Genomic DNA, 20556 nt, shown 5'->3' on the forward strand with positions numbered 1-20556 from the left:
CTACCCCTCCGCGGAAGCGGCCAGACCCGGCCGCAAAGGGCTGAACGGCCGATCCTTGCTTTGGAACGATTTTCTCTATATGAGGGTTTTATAGCCTTCATATGGAACAAGTTTCTCCATGACCGATGTCGCCGCCCAAAGCTCCGAGGCCAATCGCCGGCTCGATGCCATCGACCGCAAGATTCTGATGGTCCTGCAGGAGGACGCTTCGCTGTCCGTCGCCGAGATCGGCGACCGGGTCGGACTGTCGTCGACACCGTGCTGGAAGCGCATCCAGCGGCTGGAGGCCGATGGCGTGATCCTGCGCCGGGTGGCCCTGGTCGATCAGAACAAGATCGGGCTCGGCATCTCCGTGTTCGTGTCGGTGGAGAGCGCCGACCATTCCGAGGCCTGGCTGCGCAAATTCGCCGAGGCGGTCAGCTCGATGCCGGAGGTGATGGAGTTCTACCGGATGGCCGGCGACGTCGACTACATGCTGCGCGTCGTCGTTGCGGACATGCAGAGCTACGATGTCTTCTACAAGAAGCTGATCAGCGCGGTGCCCCTCAAGAACGTCACCTCGCGCTTCGCCATGGAGAAGATCAAGTCGGTGACGGCGCTGCCGGTGCCGCCGGTCTGAGCCGAGCATTCCGGGCAGCTTCGACGTTGCAGCGCTAGCGTCCCGAACCTCGGTCGTCATCCCTAACGAACGTTTACCTGAAGTTATTCCCATCCCTCTATTCTTGGATGCGATGACGTCCGGTGCAACCATACCTCAGCCTTCGCGCGCCTGGCTCAATGCCACGGCGCTCCTGATCGCGAGCTTTGTCGCGGTTGCTGCGCTGTCACTCCAGGTGCGCATGGGGAGCGAAATCGTGGCCGTCGCTTTCCCACCTTGGTGGAGCGCGCAACAGGCGATGCTCGCTGCGGCCTCGGCTGACGCCGCTCTCGTGCGCACGACGACCGTTTCATCGCTGCTGGTCGTCCGTCCCGGCGAACACGACGGCTTGGCGCGGCTGCGCGAGGCTGGCGCCTGGCTCATCATCGATCCGCAGGCGGTCTCCGCCTGCTTTGCAAAATGATCTCTTTGGGGGAATAGGAAATGACCGTCGAGACCAGCGATCTGGCAACCCTCCGGCACACGACCAGCAAGCTTCTGCTGGCGGTGCTCTGGGTTCACGTTCCGCTCTCCCTTATCATCGGGCTGTCGCGCGGCGACTGGTTGATGCCGACCATGCTCATGGTCGTCATGGCAGTGGTGGCAACCCTTTCCTGGCGCAGCGCTGGCGACACTTTGTCGACCCAGCTCACCGTCGCAGTCGCCGTCATGGGCGGCGTATCCGTGCTCGTCTACCAGATGTCCGGACATGCCTGGCAGATCGACATGCACATGTATTTCTTCGCGGCGCTGGCCTGTCTGGTCGCATATTGCGACTACCGGCCGATCCTGGCCGGCACCGTCGCCGTCGCGCTTCACCATCTGGTCCTGAACTTCGTCTTTCCTGCAGCGATCTACCCGGGCGGCGCTGATTTCGGCCGCGTTGTGCTGCATGCGGTCATCCTGCTGATCGAGGCCGGCGTTCTCATCGCCCTCGCGCTCAAGCTGACGCAGTTGTTCGAAACCAGCGCGCGCAAGACCGCGGAAGCCGAATCGGCGATCGCTGCCGAGGCGCGCGCCAACGCCGAGCGGTTCGAGGCCGAGCAACGCGTCAAGCAGCAGACCGATCTTGCCCGGCGCGAGCTGGCAGAGGGCTTCGAGCGCAAGATCGGCGGCATCGTCGAGGCGGTGGCCGTCGCCGCCAACGAGATGCAGAGCCTGTCCTCGTCGATGAGCCGGAGCAGCGCCGAGTCCTCGCGCCAGACGTCGGCCGCGGCCGGCGCCTCGCAGCAGGCGTCGACCAATGTCGAGACGGTCGCTGCAGCAACGGAAGAGCTGACTGCGTCGATCAACAACATCTCACAGCAGGTGACACGCTCGGCGGAGATCGCCGCGAAAGCGGCGGACGAAGCTCGCCGCACCAACACGGTGGTCGAGAGCCTGGCTGCCGGCACCCAGAAGATCGGCGAGGTGGTGACGCTGATCCAGACGATCGCAAGCCAGACCAACCTGCTGGCGCTGAATGCCACCATCGAGGCGGCGCGCGCTGGCGAGCACGGCAAGGGCTTCGCCGTCGTGGCAAGCGAGGTCAAGGCGCTCGCCAACCAGACCGCGAAGGCCACCGAGGAAATTTCCAGCCAGGTGCAGAGCATCCAGAGCGCCACGGGGGACGCCGTCAGCGCCATCCAGGCGATCGGGGGAACGATTGCCGAGATCGACGAAATCTCCAAGGAGATCGCCACCGCGGTCGAGCAGCAGGGCCTCGCCACCGGAGAAATTTCCGGCAACGTGCAGCAGGCGGCCGAAGGCACGCGGCTTGTCAGCCAAAGCATGGGCAGCGTGACCCGTGCCTCCGACGAGACCGGCAGCGCCGCGTCCCGGCTGCTGGAGTCGGCGAACGGACTATCCTCGCAATCCACCCGGCTCAAATCCGAGGTCGATCAGTTCCTGAGCTCCCTGAGGGCTGCTTGATCCCATCGAATAGGATGGGATCAGCGCGAGCATCGGCCCCAGCGCGACATCATCAACGCGGCCTCAGATCGTCTGGTTGTAGGCGCCGACTTCGGGATGCGTCCGCAGCACCTCGTTGACCGCCTCGAACATGTCGTGCATGCGCCGCTCGGACACCGGGCTTTCGACTACCACCACGAGCTCGGGCTTATTGGATGACGCTCGCACCAGACCCCAGCTGCCGTCCTCGACCGTGACGCGCACGCCATTGACGGTGACGAGATCGCGGATCGGCTGGCCCGCGACCTTGCCGCCCTGCTGCTGCAGCGCCTGGAAATGCTTCACTACGGCGTCGGCGACGCCGTATTTGACCTCGTCGCCACAATGCGGCGACATCGTCGGCGACGACCAGGTCTTCGGCAGCGCGTCCTTCAGGTCGGCCATCGATTTTCCGGGCGCGCGATCGAGCATCTCGCAGATCGCGATCGCCGAGACCAGACCATCGTCATAGCCGCGACCGAATGGCTTGTTGAAGAAGAAGTGGCCGGATTTCTCGAAACCGGCGAGCGCGCCGAGCTCGTTGGTGCGGCGCTTCATGTAGGAATGGCCGGTCTTCCAATAGACGGTCTTCGCGCCCTGGGCCTGCAGCACCGGATCGGTCATGAACAGCCCGGTTGATTTCACGTCGACGACGAACTGCGCGTCCTTGTGGATCGCGGACATGTCGCGCGCCAGCATCACGCCGACCTTGTCGGCGAAAATCTCCTCGCCGGTGTTGTCGACCACGCCACAGCGGTCGCCGTCGCCGTCGAAGCCGAGGCCGACATCGGCCTCGTGCGCGAGCACGGCGTCGCGGATGGCGTGCAGCATCTCCATGTCTTCGGGATTGGGATTGTATTTCGGGAAGGTGTGATCGAGCTCGGTGTCGAGCGGGATCACCTCGCAGCCGATCGCCTCCAGCACCTGCGGCGCGAAGGCGCCCGCGGTGCCGTTGCCGCAGGCCGCGACCACCTTGAGCCTGCGCTTGAGCTTGGGTCGGCTGGTGAGGTCGGCGATGTAGCGCGCCGGATAATTCTCGTGAAATTGGTAGGAGCCGCCACCGCCGTTCTTGAACTCGGCGTTGAGCACGATCTCCTTCAGCCGGGTCATCTCCTCGGGCCCGAAGGTGAGCGGACGGTTGGCGCCCATCTTCACGCCGGTCCAGCCGTTGTCATTGTGCGAGGCGGTCACCATGGCGACGCAGGGCACGTCGAGATCGAACTGCGCGAAATAGGCCATCGGCGTCACCGCGAGGCCGACGTCATGCACCTTGCAGCCGGCGGCCATCAGGCCCGAAATCAGGGCATATTTGATCGAGGCGGAATAGCCGCGGAAATCGTGCCCGGTCACGATCTCCTGCTTCACGCCGCGTTCGGCGATCAGCGCGCCCAGCCCCATGCCGAGCGCCTGCACCCCCATCAGATTGATCTCCTTGTTGAACAGCCAGCGCGCGTCATATTCGCGGAAGCCCGTCGGCTTCACCATCGGCTCGGATTCGAAGGCGTAGGTATTGGGAACCAGGACGGGCTTGGGTTTCGGAAACATCAGGAGACGGCCTCGGCAATATCACATCAATGGAAGAAGGCGTTCATGCTTAGCACGACGTCAGACAACAGTGTCAGAAGGCAGAGGAATGCAGGCAACAATCGGGCAGGACCGCTCGAGCAGGCCACCCGACGAACTATTCAATGACTGCGACTCGGGATCGGCCTGCCTGCCGGTATATGGGGGCCGGTGACGCGCGAAACAACATTCCGCTTCGGTGCAGCCTACTGCTCCAGCACCATCTGGCCGTTGGCGTAGGCGAAACGCTTCAGCTTGGACAGGAACGACAGGCCAAGCAGATTCTCCGACAGCGCCGTATCGGGCAGCACCAGGGCATCGACGTCACGCACGGTGAGCTCGCCGAGCTCGACCATCGCAAGCTTGGCCCGGGCGGCCTTCACGGTGCCGTTGGCCGTGGTCACGGTGGCGGTGTAGTCGCCGCGCGCCGGACGCAGGCCGAAACGGGCGGCCGAGCTCTCGTTCAGCGCGACCATCGAGGCGCCGGTATCGACCATGAAGCTGATGCGCTGGCCGTCGATGCGGCCGTCGGCGCGGAAGTGACCGCGGCGGTCGGTCGGAATGCTCAGGCTGCGCTGGCCCGCGGCAGACGGTTCCACCGCGGCAACCCGCGCGGACGGCGTCGCGGATGCCGACGCGGGGGTCAGGCGATCGGCCAGTTGCGCCATGAAGGTGCCGAGACCGACGAGAACGGCCGCAAAGATCATTATGTTACGCATGACGCAAACGCCCGACTTTACCCCGCAACCGATTTGACCATCAAAGCCGCTGACGGGCGACTGCGAGCGACCGGCTGCCGCCGCCATTTTGGCGAAAACGATGAGTGAAGCGTTAACGACAACGATAGCGGCGGTACAATTTGCATGAGCTACGTCCCCCGCGGCTTGGCCCGCCGGGTCGGCTCGGCATGGGCCGGATCATCAGGCCAGGGATGGCGCGGATAGCGGCCGCGCAGATCGGTGCGGACGGCCGCATAGGAGCCGCGCCAGAAGCCGGGCAGATCGCGCGTCACCTGCACCGGCCGCTGCGCCGGCGACAGCAGCTCCAGCACCAGCGGCACCGCGCCTCTGGCAATCGAGGGGTGGACGTTGAGCCCAAACAGCTCTTGTAGCCGGACGGCGATGGTGGGCCCCTGCTCGGCCTCGTAGTCGATCGCCAGCATGGTGCCGGTCGGCGCCTCGAAATGCGTCGGCGCCTCCCGGTCGAGCCGGGCCCGCAGATCCCAGGGGAGCAGTGCCATGACGGCATCCGAGACGTCGCCGGGCGAGACATCCTTGAGCGAGGTCTTGTCGGCCAGCAGCGGCACCAGCCAGTCCTCGCGCCGCTCGGCGAGGCCCGCATCCGACAGGTCCGGCCAACTGTCGCCTTCCGCCTTGCGCAGGAAGGTGACGCGGTCACGCCACTGCTTGGCGGCCTTCGACCACGGCAGCCGGTCGAGCCCGGCCGCGCAGATCCCTTCCGCGAAGATGCGCGCGGTCTCCTCCGACGGCGTCAGCGCGACCGGCGCATCGGCCATGGTGATCGCATGCAGCTTGCGCCGGCGGCGCGCCCGCAACGCCATCGCGTCTTGATCGAAGCTGACCTCGTCTCTCGCTTCGATATGCGCAGCAAAATGCCGCTCGATATCCTCGATCGCCAGCGGCGCCGCCAGCAGGATGCGGCCGCTGGCCGCCGTTCCCGTCAGCTCACCGACCGCGATATAGGGTACGCGCGCCAGCGACGAGGTCGGCTCGACGGCGGCGCCACGGCCATTGGCGAGCACGAAGCTGGCATTGCCGCGGTTGCGCGCGACCCGGTCCGGAAAGGCAAAGGCGAGCATCAAGCCGGTGCTGAGCTGCCCTTGCACTTGCGGGGAGGAAGCCGCCCCGACCTGCTGCGCCCAGCGCCGTGCCATGTCACGCGCACTCTGCGCCCGTTGCGAGCGGTCGCGACGGAACTGATCGAGCCTAACCTCGAGATCAACGCTGTCGCCGCCGAGCCCGCGCTCGGTCAGGATGGCGGCGATGTCGGCGGCCTGCGCGGCGGCGCCATAATCAGCGGCGTCGACGATCATGCGGGCCAGCCGCGGCGGCAGCGCCAGCGCCCGCAGGCGGCGGCCCTCGTCGGTGAGGCGACCTTCTTCGTCGAGAGCGTCGATCTCGCGCAGCAAATCACGCGCCTCCTTCCAGGCCGGTTGCGGCGGCGGATCGAGGAAGCTCAGCGCGGAGGGGTCACTGACACCCCATTGCGCCAGATCGAGCACCAGCGAGGACAGGTCGGCGCTGAGAATTTCCGGCTGCGTATAGGCCGCCAGCGAGGCCGTCTGCGGCTCGTCCCATAGCCGGTAGCAGACGCCAGGCTCGGTGCGGCCGGCGCGGCCACGGCGCTGATCGACAGCGGCGCGCGAAGCCCGCACCGTCTCTAGCCGGGTCAGGCCGATGTCCGGCTCGTAGCGCGGCACCCGGGCGAGCCCGGAATCGACCACGATGCGGACGCCTTCGATGGTCAGCGAAGTCTCGGCAATCGAGGTCGCCAGCACCACCTTGCGCTGCCCTTTTGGGGCGGGCGAGATGGCGCGGTCCTGGACCGCGGCATCGAGCGCACCGAACAGCGGCACGATCTCAACGCTGGCATCGTGGACGCGCTCGGCGAGCATGGTCTGGGTGCGCCGGATTTCGGCGGCGCCCGGCAGGAAGGCGAGCACGGAGCCGGCATCGGCGCGCAAAGCGGTCGCGATGGTCTCGGCCATCTGGCGCTCGACCGGCGCATCCGGCTTGCGGCCGACATAGCGCGTCTCCACGGGATAGGCCCGCCCCTCGCTTTCGACCACCGGTGCATTGCCAAGCAGTTTGGCGACTCTGGCGCCGTCGAGCGTCGCCGACATCACGAGAATGCGGAGATCCTCGCGCAGCCCCTGCTGCGCGTCGCGCGCCAAAGCGAGGCCGAGATCAGCATCGAGCGAGCGCTCGTGGAATTCGTCGAACAGCACGGCGGCGACGCCGGTCAGCTCGGAATCATCCAGGATCTGCCGGGTGAAGATGCCCTCGGTGACGACCTCGATGCGGGTCGCGCGCGAGATCTTCGAGCCGAACCGCACGCGGTAGCCGACGGTGTCTCCTACGCGCTCGCCGAGCGACTTCGCCATCCGCTCGGCGCTGGCGCGGGCCGCGATCCGGCGGGGCTCCAGCACGATGATCTTCTTAGTTCCGACCCACGGCGCATCACGCAAGGCCAGCGGCACCCGCGTGGTCTTGCCGGCGCCGGGCGGCGCCACCAGAACGGCGGTGTTGCTGCGTTCGAGCGTGCCGGACAGTTCGTCCAGCACGGCATCGATGGGCAGCGGCGTGTCGAAGCGAAGAGGCAATCGTTGAACCCGTCATTGCCCGCGAAGGCGGGCAATCCAGTAGACGCAGATCTCGCGGATGACGAAGATCGAGGCTACTAGATACCCCGCCTGCGCGGGGTATGACAACGCCATGTCACGCTCCTCGCATCACGCGCCCTTCACCGACGGCCTGCCCACGCTCTCGTAGACGAAGCCGTGAGCGGCCATCTCGTCGGGGCGGTAGACGTTGCGCAGGTCGACGACGACCGGATGGGCCATCACCTCCTTGAGGCGATCGAGATCCATGGCGCGGTACTGCACCCATTCGGTCACCAGCACGATCGCATCGGCGCCCGTCGCGCACTCATAGGGATCGTCGAAATAGGCGATCTCCGGCAGCTCCTTCTTGGCCTGCTCGATGCCGACCGGATCATGCGCGCGCACCTTGGCGCCCATGTCGAGCAGCCCGGTCACCAGCGGGATCGACGGCGCCTCGCGCATGTCGTCGGTCTCCGGCTTGAAGGTGAGGCCGAGCACCGCCACCGTCTTGCCGCGCAGATTGCCGCCGACCGCATGCGCCACCTTGCGCGCCATCGCGCGCTTGCGGTTGTCGTTGACGGCCAGCACCGATTCGACGATGCGCAGCTGCGTGTCGTAGTCCTGCGCGATCTTGATCAGCGCGCGCGTATCCTTCGGAAAGCACGAGCCGCCGAAGCCCGGACCGGCATGCAGGAACTTGGAGCCGATGCGGTTGTCGAGACCGATGCCGCGCGCCACCTCCTGCACGTCGGCGCCGACCTTCTCGGCGAGATCGGCGACCTCGTTGATGAAGGTGATCTTGGTGGCGAGGAACGCGTTGGCGGCGTACTTGATCAGCTCGGCGGTGCGGCGCTCGGTGTACATCATCGGCGCCTGGTTCAACGACAGCGGACGATAGATGTCGCCGAGCACCTTGCGGCCGCGCTCGTCCGCGGTGCCGACGACGATGCGATCCGGCCATTTGAAATCGCGGATCGCGGCACCTTCGCGCAGGAATTCCGGGTTGGAGGCAACGACGACATCGGCCGCCGGATTGGTCTCGCGGATGATGCGCTCGACCTCGTCGCCGGTGCCGACCGGCACCGTCGACTTCGTCACGACCACGGTGAAGCCGGTGAGGGAGGCTGCGATCTCGCGCGCTGCGGCATAGACGTAGGTGAGGTCGGCGTGACCGTCGCCGCGCCGCGACGGCGTACCAACCGCGATGAACACGGCATCGGCCTCCGCGACCGGCTGCTTGAGGTCCGTGGTGAAATCGAGCCGCTTGGCCTTTACGTTGGCCGCGACCAGCGCATCCAGGCCGGGCTCGAAGATCGGGATTTCTCCGCGATGCAGCGCGGCGATCTTGCTCTCGTCCTTGTCCACGCAGGTCACCTGGTGGCCGAAATCGGCGAAGCAGGCACCGGACACCAGCCCCACATAGCCCGTGCCGATCATCGCAATTCGCATCGAAACCCATCCTTCAAGGTTAATACTTTCGCGTCTTAAACCATTTGCGGTTCAAGGGGAATTTAGAAAACGGCATGACGTTTGGATGACAAGGAGGAGTATTAACGGCTCTGCCCGACAATGCGGCAGCTCCGCGCCAAAGAGGGACAGCATGACCGCAAATGGTACGCCGAAATCGGCCGGAACCGAGGCGCGCATCGACTGGGTCGACTACGCCAAGGGTATCTGCATCATCATGGTCGTGATGATGCACTCGGTGCTCGGCGTCGAGCTGGCCGCCGGCGAGACCGGCTTCATGCACGCCGTCGTCGCATTCGCCAAGCCGTTCCGGATGCCCGACTTCTTCCTGATTTCCGGCCTGTTCCTGCCGCTGGTGATCGACCGGGATTGGCGCACCTATATCGACCGCAAGGTCGTGCATTTCGCCTATTTCTACGTGCTGTGGGTGACCATCCAGTTCGGCTTCAAGGCGCCCGGCTTCGCCGCCGCGTCTGGCTGGCAGCATGCCGGCTATCTGTATCTCGAATCCTTCGTCGAGCCGTTCGGCACGCTGTGGTTCATCTATCTGCTGCCGATCTTCTTCGTCGTCATCAAACTGACACGAAAGCTGCCGGCGCCGGTGATCTGGGGCATCGCGGCCGGCCTGGAAATGTCGCATATCGTCACTGGCTGGACCGTGATCGACGAATTCTGCGCCCGCTTCGTCTACATCTATTCCGGCTATCTGTTCGCGACCACCATCTTCGCGCTGTCGGACCGCGCGCGGGCGCAGCCGATGCTCGCCATCGTCGGCCTGCTCGCCTGGGCTGTCATCAACCAGTCGCTGGTGAACCTCGGCGTCGGCGAATGGCCGGCGGTGTCGCTCATCCTCGGCTATGCCGGCGCGGTCGCCATCATCATCGCCGGCACGCTGCTGGCGCGCGCGCAACTCCTCAATGCGCTGCGCTTCTGTGGCGAGCATTCGATCGTGATCTACCTCGCCTTCTTCCTGCCCATGGCAGCCACACGCACAGTCCTGCTGAAGACCGGGGTGATCGGGGACATCGGAACGATCTCGCTGCTGGTCACGATCGCCGGCGTGCTCGGCGCGCTCCTGATCTGGCGCCTCGCGCTCCGCGTCGGCGCCCGCTTCCTGTTCGAACGCCCGATCGCGTTCTGGATCGCGCCGCCGAAGCCGAAAGCCGTGTTGCAGCCGGCGGAGTAGCCTCACCGTCAGGGCACCAGAAGCAGCGCGCCACGGCTGCGGCCGCTCTCCAGATCGATATGGGCCTCGACGACCCGCGCCAGCGGATACGCGGTGCCGTGGCCGACGAGATCGCCATCGGCGAGCGCGGCGAGAACCGTCGCTGCATCCCTGCGATAGTCGGCGACATCGTTGACATGGGCCATCACGCTCGGCCGTGCCAGCGACAGGCTGCGGCGCGGCCCCAGCTCCTCGACGGCAAGGCTTGGAATTGGACCGCCGGACTGACCGATGCTGGCGACCGTCCCGAACGGCCTGACGCAGGCGAGCGTCCGCGCAAGCGTCTTGCCGCCGACGCCATCATAGGCGACGTCGACGCCGCGCCCGTCGGTCAATCGCTTCACGGCATCGACAAAGTCAGCATCCCGGCCGACGATCAGATGGCGCGCGCCAGCGGCACGCGCGAGCTCCGCCTTGGCCTCCGAGCTCACCGTGCCGATGACGGTCGCGCCGCGCAGCCGAGCCAGTCGCGTCAGCACCTGGCCGAGCCCGCCGGCGGCACTGTGCACCAACAACGTCGTTCCGGCTCCGACGGCATAGGTACGATTGAGCAGCATCGCCGCGGTGATGCCTTTCAGCAGGGTCGACGCAGCGCTCGCTTCAGACACGGCGTCGGGCAGCGGCACCGCGCGCCAGGCGGGCAGATTTCGCTCCGAGGCATAGGCGCCGACCGGGGCGCCGGCATAGGCGACGCGGTCGCCGACGGACAACCCTGTCACGTCCGCGCCTTTCGCCGTCACGATCCCCGCCCCTTCGACGCCAGGAACTCCATCGGGCAGCGGATAGAGGCCGCTGCGCTGATAGATATCGATGAAGTTCACGCCGATCGCGGTGTGGCGCAGCCGGATCTCGTTGGCGCCCGGCGCCGGCAGCTCAACATTCTCCAGCACCAGATTCTCCGCGCCACCCGGTGCCTTCAGTCGAACGATAGCAACCATGCCCGTCTCCGCACATCTTGCCTTGATCCGGACAGTGTGGTCAGCGTTGGCATTCTGCGGAATTGCCCAATTTGGCTCCCCTATTGTGAATATTCGAACATGCGGATCGACTGGACCGACCTTCACCACTTCGTGACCCTGGCCCGCGAGGGCACGCTGTCGGCCGCCGCACGTGGTCTCGGCGTCGATCATGTCACGGTGGCCCGCCGGATCGCGGCCCTGGAACGGGCCACCGGGCTGAAGCTGGTCGACCGCCGAGCGCGGGCCTATGAGCTGACCGAGGACGGCCGCCGCCTCGCTGCGGCCGCCGGCCCGATGGAGCAGGCCGCGTTCGCGATCGAGCGCGCCGTGGTCGCATCGCGTCCCGGTCTGGCCGGTGAGGTCTCGGTCAGCGCGCCGCCGACGCTCGCCAACAGGCTGATCGCGCCACGGCTGGTCGAGCTGCACCGACGGCATCCCGCCATCATCATCAAGCTGATCGGCGAGAAGCGCAGCGCCTCGCTCAACCGACGGGAAGCCGACATCGCTCTGCGACTGTCGCGTCCCGACGAGCCCGGCCTGATCGCACGCAAGATCGGCAGCTTCGGCTTCAACCTCTACGGCGCGCCGCACTATCTCAAGGAGACGCCGCAGCATGCGCTCGGATTCATCGCCTATGATGCCAGCATGGACTCGGCACCCCAGCAGCAATGGCTGAACGCGGTCGCCGGGCAGCGCACGATCGTGTTTCGGAGCAGCGATCTCGAGAGCCAGGCCGCAGCGGCGCGCGCAGGGCTGGGGCTCGCCGCCCTGCCGCATTTTCTCGGCGATCATGATCCCGACCTCACCCGCTTCGAAGCCGGCGCGGCCATCAGCAGGGACATCTGGCTCATCGTTCATCGCGACCTCAGGCGCACGCCCCTCATTCGCGCCGTCATGGAGTTCCTGACCCGCTGCGTCCGACCGGACTGAGGGGCGGAAAAATCCGGTGCGCATGGCGTCGTCACGGCTGTCAATGCGAGCGAAAATCCCTACATTGCGGCCATGCCCAAAGCTCCCCAGAAAGCCGCCGCCACGCCCGCCGCTCCCGCGCCTGCCGCCGCCAAGGGCGCGGCCAAAGGCGACCATGTGTTCCTGGTCGACGGCTCGTCCTACATCTTCCGCGCCTATCACGCGCTGCCGCCACTCAACCGCAAGTCCGACGGGCTGCAGGTCAATGCCGTGCTCGGCTTCTGCAACATGCTGTGGAAGCTCTTGCGCGACATGCCCGAGACCGACCGTCCCACGCATCTGGCCATCGTGTTCGACAAGTCCGAGGTCACGTTCCGCAACAAGATCTATGCCGACTACAAGGCGCACCGGCCGCCGGCGCCCGACGATCTGATCCCCCAATTCGCGCTGATCCGCGAGGCGGTCCGCGCCTTCGAGCTGCCCTGCCTGGAGCAGGCCGGCTACGAGGCCGACGATTTGATCGCGACCTATGCGCGGCTTGCCTGCGAGCGCGGCGCCACCACCACCATCGTGTCCTCCGACAAGGATTTGATGCAGCTCGTCAACGACTGCGTCACGATGTACGACACGATGAAAGACCGCCGCATCGGCATCGCCGAGGTCATCGAGAAGTTCGGCGTGCCGCCGGAGAAGGTGGTCGAGGTGCAGGCGCTGGCCGGCGATTCCACCGACAACGTACCGGGCGTGCCCGGCATCGGCATCAAGACCGCCGCGCAGCTGATCACCGACTATGGCGATCTCGAACGGCTGCTGACGCGCGCGGGCGAGATCAAGCAGCCGAAGCGGCGCGAGGCTCTGATCGAGAACGCCGAGAAGGCGCGGATCTCGCGCCAACTGGTGCTGCTCGACGACAAGGTCGCGCTCGAGGTGCCGCTCGACGACCTCGCGGTGCACGAGCCGGATCCGCGCAAGCTGATCGCGTTCCTGAAGGCGATGGAGTTCACGACGCTGACGCGCCGCGTCGCAGAGTATTCGCACATCGATCCCGCCGACGTGTCGGCGGATGAGCAGTTGAAGAGTGGTGCGGGCACTGCTGCCTCCGTTCCCTCCCCCCTTGTGGGGGAGGGTCAGGGAGGGGGGCACCCCACCAACGGTGCCTCCGCAGCACCCCTCTCCCCAGCCCTCCCCCACAAGGGGGGAGGGAGCCCTCGCACCGGTGATCCGCGTACCGACAAGTCGGCGATGAGCAAGGGCACGCCGGCGAGCCTCGCGGAATCCAGGGCGGAGGCGGCGAAGAGCGGGCGGATCGATCGCGACAAGTACCAGACGCTGCGTAGCCTCCCAGAGTTGAACACCTGGCTCGCGCGCATCCATGACTTCGGCCGCGTCACTCTCGAGGTCAAGGCCAGCTCGATCGATCCGATGCAGGCTAGCTTGTGCGGCATCGCCCTGGCACTTGCGCCGAATGAGGCCTGCTACATCCCGCTGGCGCATCGCCAGGCCGGCGATGGCGGCGGCCTGTTCGATGCCGGGCTCGCGCCGGACCAAATCAAGGAGAGCGATGCGCTCGCCGCGCTGAAGCCGGTCCTCGAATCCACAGGGCTGCTCAAGATCGGCTACAACATCAAGTTCATCGCCGTGCTGCTGGCGCAGCACGGCATCACGCTGGCGAATGTCGACGACATCCAGCTGATGAGCTACGCGCTCGATGCCGGGCGCGGCTCGCACAAGCTCGAGTCTCTGGCCGAGCACGTGCTCGGCCACGCCGTGCTCGGCGAAAGCGAGCTGATCGGCAGCGGCAAGAACAAGCTGACGTTCGAGCAGGTCGCGATCGACCGGGCCGCGGCGCATTCGGCCGAAGCGGCCGATGTCATTCATCGCGTCTGGCGCGTGCTGAAGCCGCGCCTCACGGCCGAGCGCATGACCGCCGTCTACGAGACCTTGGAGCGGCCGCTGGTGCCGGTGCTCGCGCGCATGGAGCGGCGCGGCATCTCGATCGACCGCCAGGTGCTGTCGCGTCTGTCCGGCGATTTCGCCCAGACTGCCGCTAGGGTCGAGGCCGAGCTGCAGGAGCTGGCCGGCGAGCCGATCAATGTCGGCAGCCCCAAGCAGATCGGCGACATCCTGTTCGGCAAGATGGGCCTTTCGGGTGGCACCAAGACCAAGACCGGCGCCTGGTCGACGTCCGCATCGATTCTCGACGACCTCGCCGAGCAAGGCAACGAGTTCGCGCGCAAGATCCTGGAATGGCGCCAGGTCTCGAAGCTGAAATCGACCTATACCGATGCGCTGCCGACCTATGTCAACCCGCAGACGCATCGCGTGCACACCACCTACGCGCTGGCGGCGACCACGACGGGGCGGCTGTCGTCGAACGAGCCGAACCTGCAGAACATCCCAGTCCGGACCGAAGATGGCCGCAAGATCCGCCGCGCCTTCATCGCGACGCCGGGCCATAAGCTGGTGTCGGCCGACTACTCGCAGATCGAGTTGCGGCTGTTGGCGGAGATCGCGGACATCCCGGTGCTGAAGCAGGCGTTCAAGGACGGGCTCGACATTCACGCGATGACGGCGTCCGAAATGTTCGGCGTGCCGATCAAGGACATGCCGAGCGAAGTCCGCCGCCGCGCCAAGGCGATCAATTTCGGCATCATCTACGGCATCTCCGCGTTCGGCCTCGCCAACCAGCTCGGCATCGCCCGCGAGGAGGCCTCGGCCTACATCAAGCGCTATTTCGAGCGCTTCCCCGGCATTCGCGACTACATGGACGCGACCAAGGAGTTCTGCCGCAAGCACGGCTATGTCGTCACGCTGTTCGGCCGCAAGTGCCATTACCCGGAGATCAAGGCATCGAACGCCTCGGTGCGCGCCTTCAACGAGCGCGCCGCGATCAACGCGCGGCTGCAGGGCACCGCAGCCGACATCATCCGGCGCGCCATGACCCGCGTCGAGGAGGCCCTGGCGCAAAAGAAGCTGTCGGCTCAGATGCTGCTGCAGGTGCATGACGAACTGATCTTCGAGGTGCCGGACGACGAGGTCGCCGCGACCTTGCCGGTGGTGCAGCACGTCATGCAGGACGCCCCCTTCCCCGCCGTGCTGCTCTCGGTGCCGCTGCACGTCGATGCGCGGGCCGCCGACAATTGGGACGAGGCGCATTGAGCTGATCGCGGTGATCTCTGCTTCGTCATCGCGAGCGCCGAAATCCGTCCACGAGCGAGATGCCACCCTCCCCTGGAGGGGGAGGGTGGGCAGTGTGCCTCGCAACGCAGCCCTCATACGCATCCGTTTGATGCTCCCCGATACGATGATCATTGGCTACAACGCGAGGCGTAGACATGCCTCAGCCTTCTCGCAGCATGATTTGCTCGAGGGATGCATGTCGTTCGCCCTCTGAATTTTGCAAAGGGCGCAGGGAAGGCCGGGCCTCGGCTGAGGCCCGTGGCCCGCCTGCTCAAAAGAATGCAGGCGGCAGGTACCACAGGTCCAGCCGGACAGACCCGGCCCTCCCTGCGCGATGGGCTTAACGTCTGCTCCGAGCTCTCCCCGGGGACCGGCTTGTTTGCCCCCGTCACCAGCGCGACACGTGATGTCACGCAGGCTTGGCGCCAGCTTCGGGGCGCCAGGACCACACGGCTTGAACGTCCGCGAGCTGCCAATCGTCCAGTGCATCAGCACCTGACAGGCCCGCGGCCACCGCTCCCCGCCTCAACGTATCGTGACGACGCGTACGCCCCTCTGCATGAAGACGGGATGCGCTGAATAGAGCACAACTTCGGAAAAATAGCAATATAAATCTTGACGAGCGCGTTGCCCGATGCGGAGCGATGACCCGGTCCCCTGTCCACGGTCACTCGGAAGGCGGCGATTTTACCCCTCGTTAGGCACGATGAGATCGCGCCCGGCCGGATGGACGGACGGTAACACGGCGTGCAGCGCACCCTGGCAAGGTTGGAGAGGCACCGCACGCGAGCGATCGCTGACAGCTCCGATCATCCCCATGCCACGACTGCGCCGAGGGCGCGAACGAAGAGCTCCATGACCGCGACCTCATCCGCAGCTCACCCCAAGACGCGCGACCGGCGCGCGGTGCTGATCCTGCTGGTCGCGATGGCGCTCTACAACGGCGCCTATCTCGTCGGCTGGGCGCTGTCGTCGCCGCAGCCGGCGTTTGGCGACTTCTTCGGGCTATGGTCGTTCGGCAGATTTGCCGCGCTGTCCGGCGCCAGCATCTACGATCCGGTTGCGCTCGCGCGCTATCAGCAGGCGCTGGATCCGACGCTGGGTGGCGGCGGCTTTCCCTATCCCTATCCGCCGACCTTCCTGCTGGTGCTGATACCCCTGGGCATGCTGGCGCTGCCGGTGGCCTATGCCTGCTGGATCTCGGTCACCTTCGCGCTTTATGGCCTGGCGACGCTGGGGCGCGATTGGCGCTCGTTAACCTCTCTGGCGCTGCTCGCGGCGCCGACGACGCTGATCAACGCGATCACCGGCCAGAACGGCTTTCTCTCGGCGGCCTTGCTGATCGGCGGACTGCGGCTGCTCGCGAGCCATCCCATCATTGCCGGCGCCCTGCTCGGCCTGCTCGGCTACAAGCCGCAATTCGTGCTGCTGATGCCGGTCGTGCTGCTGGCGTCACGCAACTGGCGCGCCATCCTCTCGGCCATCGCCACGACCGTGATCGTCGCGGTCGTCACCAGCGCTGCACTCGATCCGTGGATCTGGCTCGAATGGATCGTGAAGTTTCCGAGCTATCAGGCGCAATTGCAGGCCAACCAGGCCAGCCTCGATCACATGATGCCGACGGTCATCGCTGGCTTGCACGCGCTCGGCGCGCCGCCGCCGATCGGCTATCTGGTTCAGCTCCTGTTGTCCTGCTCCATCGTCGTGATGGTCTGGGACGCCTGGCGGCGCGGCATGACGGAGCAGGCGATCGCGCTGATCGCGGTCGGCAGCGTCATCGCCACGCCCTACGCGATGATCTACGACATGCCGATGGTGGCGGCGGGGATCGCGATCCACTGGAAGGCGCGGAGCGACGCCGGCGAGCCGATCGCGCCGCTGGAGATCGGCCTCGTGATCGCGCTCGGAGCCTGCCTGCTCGCCATGATCGGGCACTCCGTGCCGCTCGCGGCGGCCATTCTGCTGGTCCTGCTGGCGTTGAGCATCGCCGGTGTGTTCGACCGCTCCGGCAGACCGCTGCCTGCGCTGGACGTCGCGCCGCCGGCGGCGGGCTGATTGCTCTCGGTGCAATTGACCGGATGACGATGCGTGATCGTCCGCGCTAAAGCAGCGGCAGAGATCCCGATCATCGAACCAGTCATGCCGCACACATCCTCCCTGCTCGCTTTCGCCCTCGTCTCGCTCGGCATGGTGCTGACACCAGGGCCGAACATGATCTATCTGATCTCGCGCTCGATCACGCAGGGCCACGCCGCCGGCCTGGTCTCGCTCGGCGGCGTTGCCGTCGGCTTTCTGGTCTACATGCTGGCGGCGGCGTTCGGCATCACGGCGCTGCTGTTTGCCGTGCCGTTCGCCTATGACGCGCTGCGCCTCGCCGGCGCGGCCTACCTGCTCTATCTGGCGTGGCAGGCGGTGAAGCCGGGCGGACGCTCGCCCTTCCAGGTGAGGAAGCTCGCCATCGACAGCCCGCGCCGGCTGTTCCTGATGGGGCTCGCCACCAACCTGCTGAACCCGAAGATCGCGATGCTGTATCTGGCGCTGCTGCCGCAGTTCATCGATCCCGCTGTTGGCGGCGTGCTGACGCAGTCGGTGGTGCTCGGCGCGATCCAGATCGTGATCAGCGTCAGCGTCAACGCCATGATCGCCATGGCGGCGGGATCGATTGCCCTGTTCCTGGCGACACGGCCGAGTTGGGCGCTGGTGCAGCGCTATCTGATGGGCACGGTGCTCGCGGGACTTGCGGTGCGCATGGCGCTGGAGGCGCGGCGGGGGTGATTTCCATCGGCTCCCCCACCTTGTCCGCCGAAGCCTCCCGGCAAAGGCGGACGAGAGCGGGAGAGGGGGCACCGCGCGTGCGGCAAGATCTCGGAAATCATCGTCGGCAAAGAACGGCCGATGAGCTTCTCAGTCCAGCTTCGCCTCCATGCCGCGCTCCACGGCGGGGCGGGCCATCAGGGTATCGTACCAGCGCTCGACGTGGGGAAAGTCGGCCAGATCGACCTTGTGGCGCGGGTGGCGCCAGGCCCAGCCGAGGATGGCGAAGTCGGCGATCGAGAGCGCGCCGGCGACGAACTCTTGCTGCGCCAGCCGGCGGTCGAGCACGCCATAGAGCCGGACCGTCTCGGCCATGTAGCGCTTGAGGCCGTAGGCGCGGTCCTGCTCGTTGGTCAGCGCGATGAAATGGTGCACCTGGCCGGGCATCGGGCCGAAGCCGCCCATCTGCCACATCAGCCATTCATAGACCGGAATCCGCTCGGCGAGGGATCTCGGCAGGAACTGCCCGGTCTTCTCAGCCAGATAGAGCAGGATGGCGCCGGATTCGAATACGCTGACCGGCTTGCCGTCGGGGCCGTCCGGATCCACGATGGCGGGAATCTTGTTGTTGGGGCTGATCGCCAGGAACTCCGGCGCCATCTGGGCGCCCTTGGTGATGTCGACCGGAACGACGCGGTATGGCAGCCCCATCTCCTCCAGCGCGACCGAGATTTTGCGCCCGTTTGGGGTGTTCCAGGTGTACAGCTCGATCGTCATGCGGGGCATCCTTCCCAATCGTCCGTGCTTGGTCGCGGGCTCCCATTAGCTCGAAACTGCATCCGGCTTCAAACGTACCGTTGTTGATGGGACATCGTGGCGGCTGGTCTCCGCCGCCCGCCCCCGATAGATTGCGCCACCCAAGAATCCACCCTCAGGGGAAAACGCCGTGTCCAAATCCGCCTCCCGCGCCCGCCTCCTCGAGATCATCCGCAGGCGCTCGTTCGGCCGTGGCGAGGTCACGCTGGCCTCCGGCCGCAAGAGCGATTTCTATTTCAACCTGAAGCCGACCATGATGGACCCGGAGGGCGCCACCTTGCTCGCCGAGCTCACCTATGAGGCGCTGAAGGACGAGGGCTTCGATTATATCGGCGGCCTGGAGATGGGCGCGGTGCCGCTCGCCGGCGCGATCGCCCAGATCTCCTGGATCAAGGGCCATCCGATCGCGGCCTTCTTCGTCCGCAAGAAGCCGAAGGAGCATGGCGCCAGGCTCGCGATCGAGGGCCTGACCCGCGACGAGACCCTGGCCGGCAAGCGCATCGTCGTAGTCGAGGACGTCACCACCACCGGCGGCTCGGCGATGAAGGCCGTGGAAACCCTGCGCGAGGCCGGCGCCGAGGTGACGCTGGTGTTCACGATGGTCGACCGCGAGGAAGGCGCCGCCGAGACCTTCGCCCAGGCCGGCCTGCCGTTCCAGGCGCTCTTCAAGGCGCACGAATTCCTCTGAGGCGCTTGGCGCGCGGCGCAATTCGCCGCCCGCGCATACCGCTCATTTACCAACGCCCGTTAAGGTTACCGCAAAGCTGATGGCGCCATGCCTTGGGCAAGGCGCGTTCGATCGCACATGATCGAGCGACGCGGGTTGCCGCGTCACGGCGTGGCTTTGCGGTGAAGATCCTGGCGATGGAGCGGGCGTTGCGTAGCGTGTTGTCGTTTCGGCGGAGGTCCCGCCACGTCGCTGTCGCGGCGACGGTCGGCCTCGTCGCGGCCGGCGCGCTGGCGCCGCGGATGGCGTCGGCCCAGGGCCTGTTCGACTTCCTGTTCGGCGGCTTCAACAAGCCGCAATCACAGCGGCCGGCGGCGCAAGGCGGCCTCTTCGCCGATCCGTTCGGCACCAACCCGCAGGCCCCCGCCCAGCCGCGCGCCGCGAGCGGCGGATCGGGGGCAGCGTTCTGCGTGCGCACCTGCGACGGCCGCTATTTTCCGCTGGCGCGCGGCCTCGCCTCGCCGGCGCAGATGTGCCAGGCGTTCTGCCCGGCCAGTGCGACCAAGATCTATTTCGGCTCCAACATCGACTACGCCACGGCGGCGAACGGGGAACGCTATGCCGACAGCGAGAACGCATTCGCCTATCGCCAGGCGCTGCGCGCCGACTGCACCTGCAACGGCCGCGATCCGGCCGGGCTGGCGCCGGTCGATCTGTCGCTCGACACCTCGCTGCGCCAGGGGGACGTCGTCGCCACGGCCGACGGGCTGGTGGCCTATTCCGGCGCGCGCGGCAGCGGCGGCCAGCCGGCCGACTTCAAGCCGGTCGCGTCCTATCCCGGGCTCAACTCGGACATGCGGGCCAAGCTGAGCGAGATGAAGGTCGCGCCGGTGCGCGCCGACATGGTCGGCGCAGACGCGCAGGCCATGGCTCTGCCGGCGGACGTCAATGTCAGCGCCGCACCGCCGCCCCTGAGCATCGCGCCAAAGCCCGCCGCAAGCCGGCTGAAGCAGGCGGATGTGAATTGAACACGCGCTGCGCCAAGGCGCAGCGCCGGCGTCGGTGCAGGCCGGCTCGGCACAGCGACCTCTGGAGCTTGAGCGCGCA

The 20556-nt window shown here is 66.5% G+C and carries 16 protein-coding genes; 10 read left to right on the plus strand and 6 right to left on the minus strand.

Annotated features, from left to right (window positions below):
* Nucleotides 1–118 precede the first annotated feature (118 nt).
* The 3 genes from QX051_RS07265 (at nucleotide 119) to QX051_RS07275 (ending at nucleotide 2548) form a co-directional block, all read left to right on the plus strand.
* A complete protein-coding gene (locus tag QX051_RS07265) occupies nucleotides 119–619 on the plus strand; it encodes an Lrp/AsnC family transcriptional regulator (RefSeq protein WP_315773624.1) in 501 nt (166 codons plus the stop codon).
* A gap of 112 nt (nucleotides 620–731) precedes the next feature.
* The gene (locus tag QX051_RS07270) at nucleotides 732–1061 is read left to right on the plus strand and encodes a hypothetical protein (protein ID WP_315775612.1); all 330 of its coding nucleotides are present in this window, start codon (nucleotides 732–734) and stop codon (nucleotides 1059–1061) included.
* Nucleotides 1062–1081: 20 nt separating this feature from the next.
* Nucleotides 1082–2548, plus strand: a complete 1467-nt coding sequence (locus tag QX051_RS07275) for a methyl-accepting chemotaxis protein (RefSeq protein WP_315753813.1) — start codon at nucleotides 1082–1084, stop codon at nucleotides 2546–2548.
* 63 nt (nucleotides 2549–2611) lie between these two features.
* Here QX051_RS07275 and QX051_RS07280 read toward each other — a convergent pair whose 3' ends face one another.
* From QX051_RS07280 to QX051_RS07295, 4 genes are all read right to left on the minus strand, one after another.
* On the minus strand, nucleotides 2612–4111 hold the full coding sequence (locus QX051_RS07280) for a phosphomannomutase/phosphoglucomutase (RefSeq protein WP_315775613.1): 1500 nt from the start codon (nucleotides 4109–4111) through the stop codon (nucleotides 2612–2614).
* 224 nt (nucleotides 4112–4335) lie between these two features.
* Nucleotides 4336–4836, minus strand: coding sequence for a TIGR02281 family clan AA aspartic protease (locus QX051_RS07285; RefSeq protein WP_315775852.1), 501 nt, complete (start codon nucleotides 4834–4836; stop codon nucleotides 4336–4338).
* 161 nt (nucleotides 4837–4997) lie between these two features.
* A complete protein-coding gene (gene hrpB, locus QX051_RS07290) occupies nucleotides 4998–7472 on the minus strand; it encodes an ATP-dependent helicase HrpB (RefSeq protein ID WP_315775614.1) in 2475 nt (824 codons plus the stop codon).
* Nucleotides 7473–7601: 129 nt separating this feature from the next.
* Nucleotides 7602–8921 (minus strand): UDP-glucose/GDP-mannose dehydrogenase family protein, encoded by a 1320-nt coding sequence (locus QX051_RS07295; protein ID WP_315773616.1) that lies wholly within the window; start codon nucleotides 8919–8921, stop codon nucleotides 7602–7604.
* 151 nt (nucleotides 8922–9072) lie between these two features.
* Between QX051_RS07295 and QX051_RS07300 the strand changes: the two genes are divergently transcribed.
* Entirely contained in the window at nucleotides 9073–10125 is a 1053-nt protein-coding gene (locus QX051_RS07300; protein WP_315775615.1) for an acyltransferase family protein, read from the plus strand.
* 8 nt (nucleotides 10126–10133) lie between these two features.
* Here QX051_RS07300 and QX051_RS07305 read toward each other — a convergent pair whose 3' ends face one another.
* Nucleotides 10134–11102 carry a quinone oxidoreductase gene (locus QX051_RS07305; RefSeq protein WP_315775616.1) on the minus strand — a complete coding sequence of 323 codons (969 nt, stop codon included), beginning with the start codon at nucleotides 11100–11102 and terminating at the stop codon, nucleotides 10134–10136.
* A gap of 99 nt (nucleotides 11103–11201) precedes the next feature.
* Here QX051_RS07305 and QX051_RS07310 point away from each other — a divergent pair, with 99 nt between their 5' ends.
* The 4 genes from QX051_RS07310 (at nucleotide 11202) to QX051_RS07325 (ending at nucleotide 17987) form a co-directional block, all read left to right on the plus strand.
* Nucleotides 11202–12053 carry a LysR family transcriptional regulator gene (locus tag QX051_RS07310; protein ID WP_315775617.1) on the plus strand — a complete coding sequence of 284 codons (852 nt, stop codon included), beginning with the start codon at nucleotides 11202–11204 and terminating at the stop codon, nucleotides 12051–12053.
* A gap of 72 nt (nucleotides 12054–12125) precedes the next feature.
* Nucleotides 12126–15191: a DNA polymerase I gene (polA, locus tag QX051_RS07315; RefSeq protein ID WP_315775618.1), complete on the plus strand. Its 3066-nt coding sequence runs from the start codon at nucleotides 12126–12128 to the stop codon at nucleotides 15189–15191.
* A gap of 876 nt (nucleotides 15192–16067) precedes the next feature.
* On the plus strand, nucleotides 16068–17267 hold the full coding sequence (locus QX051_RS07320) for a glycosyltransferase family 87 protein (protein WP_315775619.1): 1200 nt from the start codon (nucleotides 16068–16070) through the stop codon (nucleotides 17265–17267).
* An 84-nt stretch (nucleotides 17268–17351) separates the two neighbouring features.
* On the plus strand, nucleotides 17352–17987 hold the full coding sequence (locus QX051_RS07325; RefSeq protein ID WP_315775620.1) for a LysE family translocator: 636 nt from the start codon (nucleotides 17352–17354) through the stop codon (nucleotides 17985–17987).
* 129 nt (nucleotides 17988–18116) lie between these two features.
* Here the strand turns inward: QX051_RS07325 and QX051_RS07330 are convergent, their stop codons facing one another.
* Nucleotides 18117–18743, minus strand: coding sequence for a glutathione S-transferase family protein (locus tag QX051_RS07330; protein ID WP_315775621.1), 627 nt, complete (start codon nucleotides 18741–18743; stop codon nucleotides 18117–18119).
* A 169-nt stretch (nucleotides 18744–18912) separates the two neighbouring features.
* On the opposite strand from QX051_RS07330, the gene pyrE reads away from it, so the two are divergent.
* Nucleotides 18913–19470, plus strand: coding sequence for an orotate phosphoribosyltransferase (gene pyrE, locus QX051_RS07335; protein ID WP_315734978.1), 558 nt, complete (start codon nucleotides 18913–18915; stop codon nucleotides 19468–19470).
* A gap of 188 nt (nucleotides 19471–19658) precedes the next feature.
* The gene (locus QX051_RS07340) at nucleotides 19659–20477 is read left to right on the plus strand and encodes a DUF2865 domain-containing protein (protein WP_315773612.1); all 819 of its coding nucleotides are present in this window, start codon (nucleotides 19659–19661) and stop codon (nucleotides 20475–20477) included.
* Nucleotides 20478–20556: the final 79 nt, after the last annotated feature.

This window comes from Bradyrhizobium sp. SZCCHNR1053 (assembly GCF_032381235.1).
Classification (GTDB): Bacteria; Pseudomonadota; Alphaproteobacteria; order Rhizobiales; family Xanthobacteraceae; genus Bradyrhizobium.

Bases quoted from the DNA above. Each gene is read 5' to 3' on its own strand.
- QX051_RS07265 (WP_315773624.1), top strand. From the start codon at position 119: ATGACCGATGTCGCCGCCCAAAGCTCCGAGGCCAATCGCCGGCTCGAT.
- QX051_RS07270 (WP_315775612.1), top strand. From the start codon at position 732: ATGACGTCCGGTGCAACCATACCTCAGCCTTCGCGCGCCTGGCTCAAT.
- QX051_RS07275 (WP_315753813.1), top strand. From the start codon at position 1,082: ATGACCGTCGAGACCAGCGATCTGGCAACCCTCCGGCACACGACCAGC.
- QX051_RS07280 (WP_315775613.1), bottom strand. From the start codon at position 4,111: ATGTTTCCGAAACCCAAGCCCGTCCTGGTTCCCAATACCTACGCCTTC.
- QX051_RS07285 (WP_315775852.1), bottom strand. From the start codon at position 4,836: ATGATCTTTGCGGCCGTTCTCGTCGGTCTCGGCACCTTCATGGCGCAA.
- QX051_RS07295 (WP_315773616.1), bottom strand. From the start codon at position 8,921: ATGCGAATTGCGATGATCGGCACGGGCTATGTGGGGCTGGTGTCCGGT.
- QX051_RS07300 (WP_315775615.1), top strand. From the start codon at position 9,073: ATGACCGCAAATGGTACGCCGAAATCGGCCGGAACCGAGGCGCGCATC.
- QX051_RS07305 (WP_315775616.1), bottom strand. From the start codon at position 11,102: ATGGTTGCTATCGTTCGACTGAAGGCACCGGGTGGCGCGGAGAATCTG.
- QX051_RS07310 (WP_315775617.1), top strand. From the start codon at position 11,202: ATGCGGATCGACTGGACCGACCTTCACCACTTCGTGACCCTGGCCCGC.
- polA (WP_315775618.1), top strand. From the start codon at position 12,126: ATGCCCAAAGCTCCCCAGAAAGCCGCCGCCACGCCCGCCGCTCCCGCG.
- QX051_RS07320 (WP_315775619.1), top strand. From the start codon at position 16,068: ATGACCGCGACCTCATCCGCAGCTCACCCCAAGACGCGCGACCGGCGC.
- QX051_RS07325 (WP_315775620.1), top strand. From the start codon at position 17,352: ATGCCGCACACATCCTCCCTGCTCGCTTTCGCCCTCGTCTCGCTCGGC.
- QX051_RS07330 (WP_315775621.1), bottom strand. From the start codon at position 18,743: ATGACGATCGAGCTGTACACCTGGAACACCCCAAACGGGCGCAAAATC.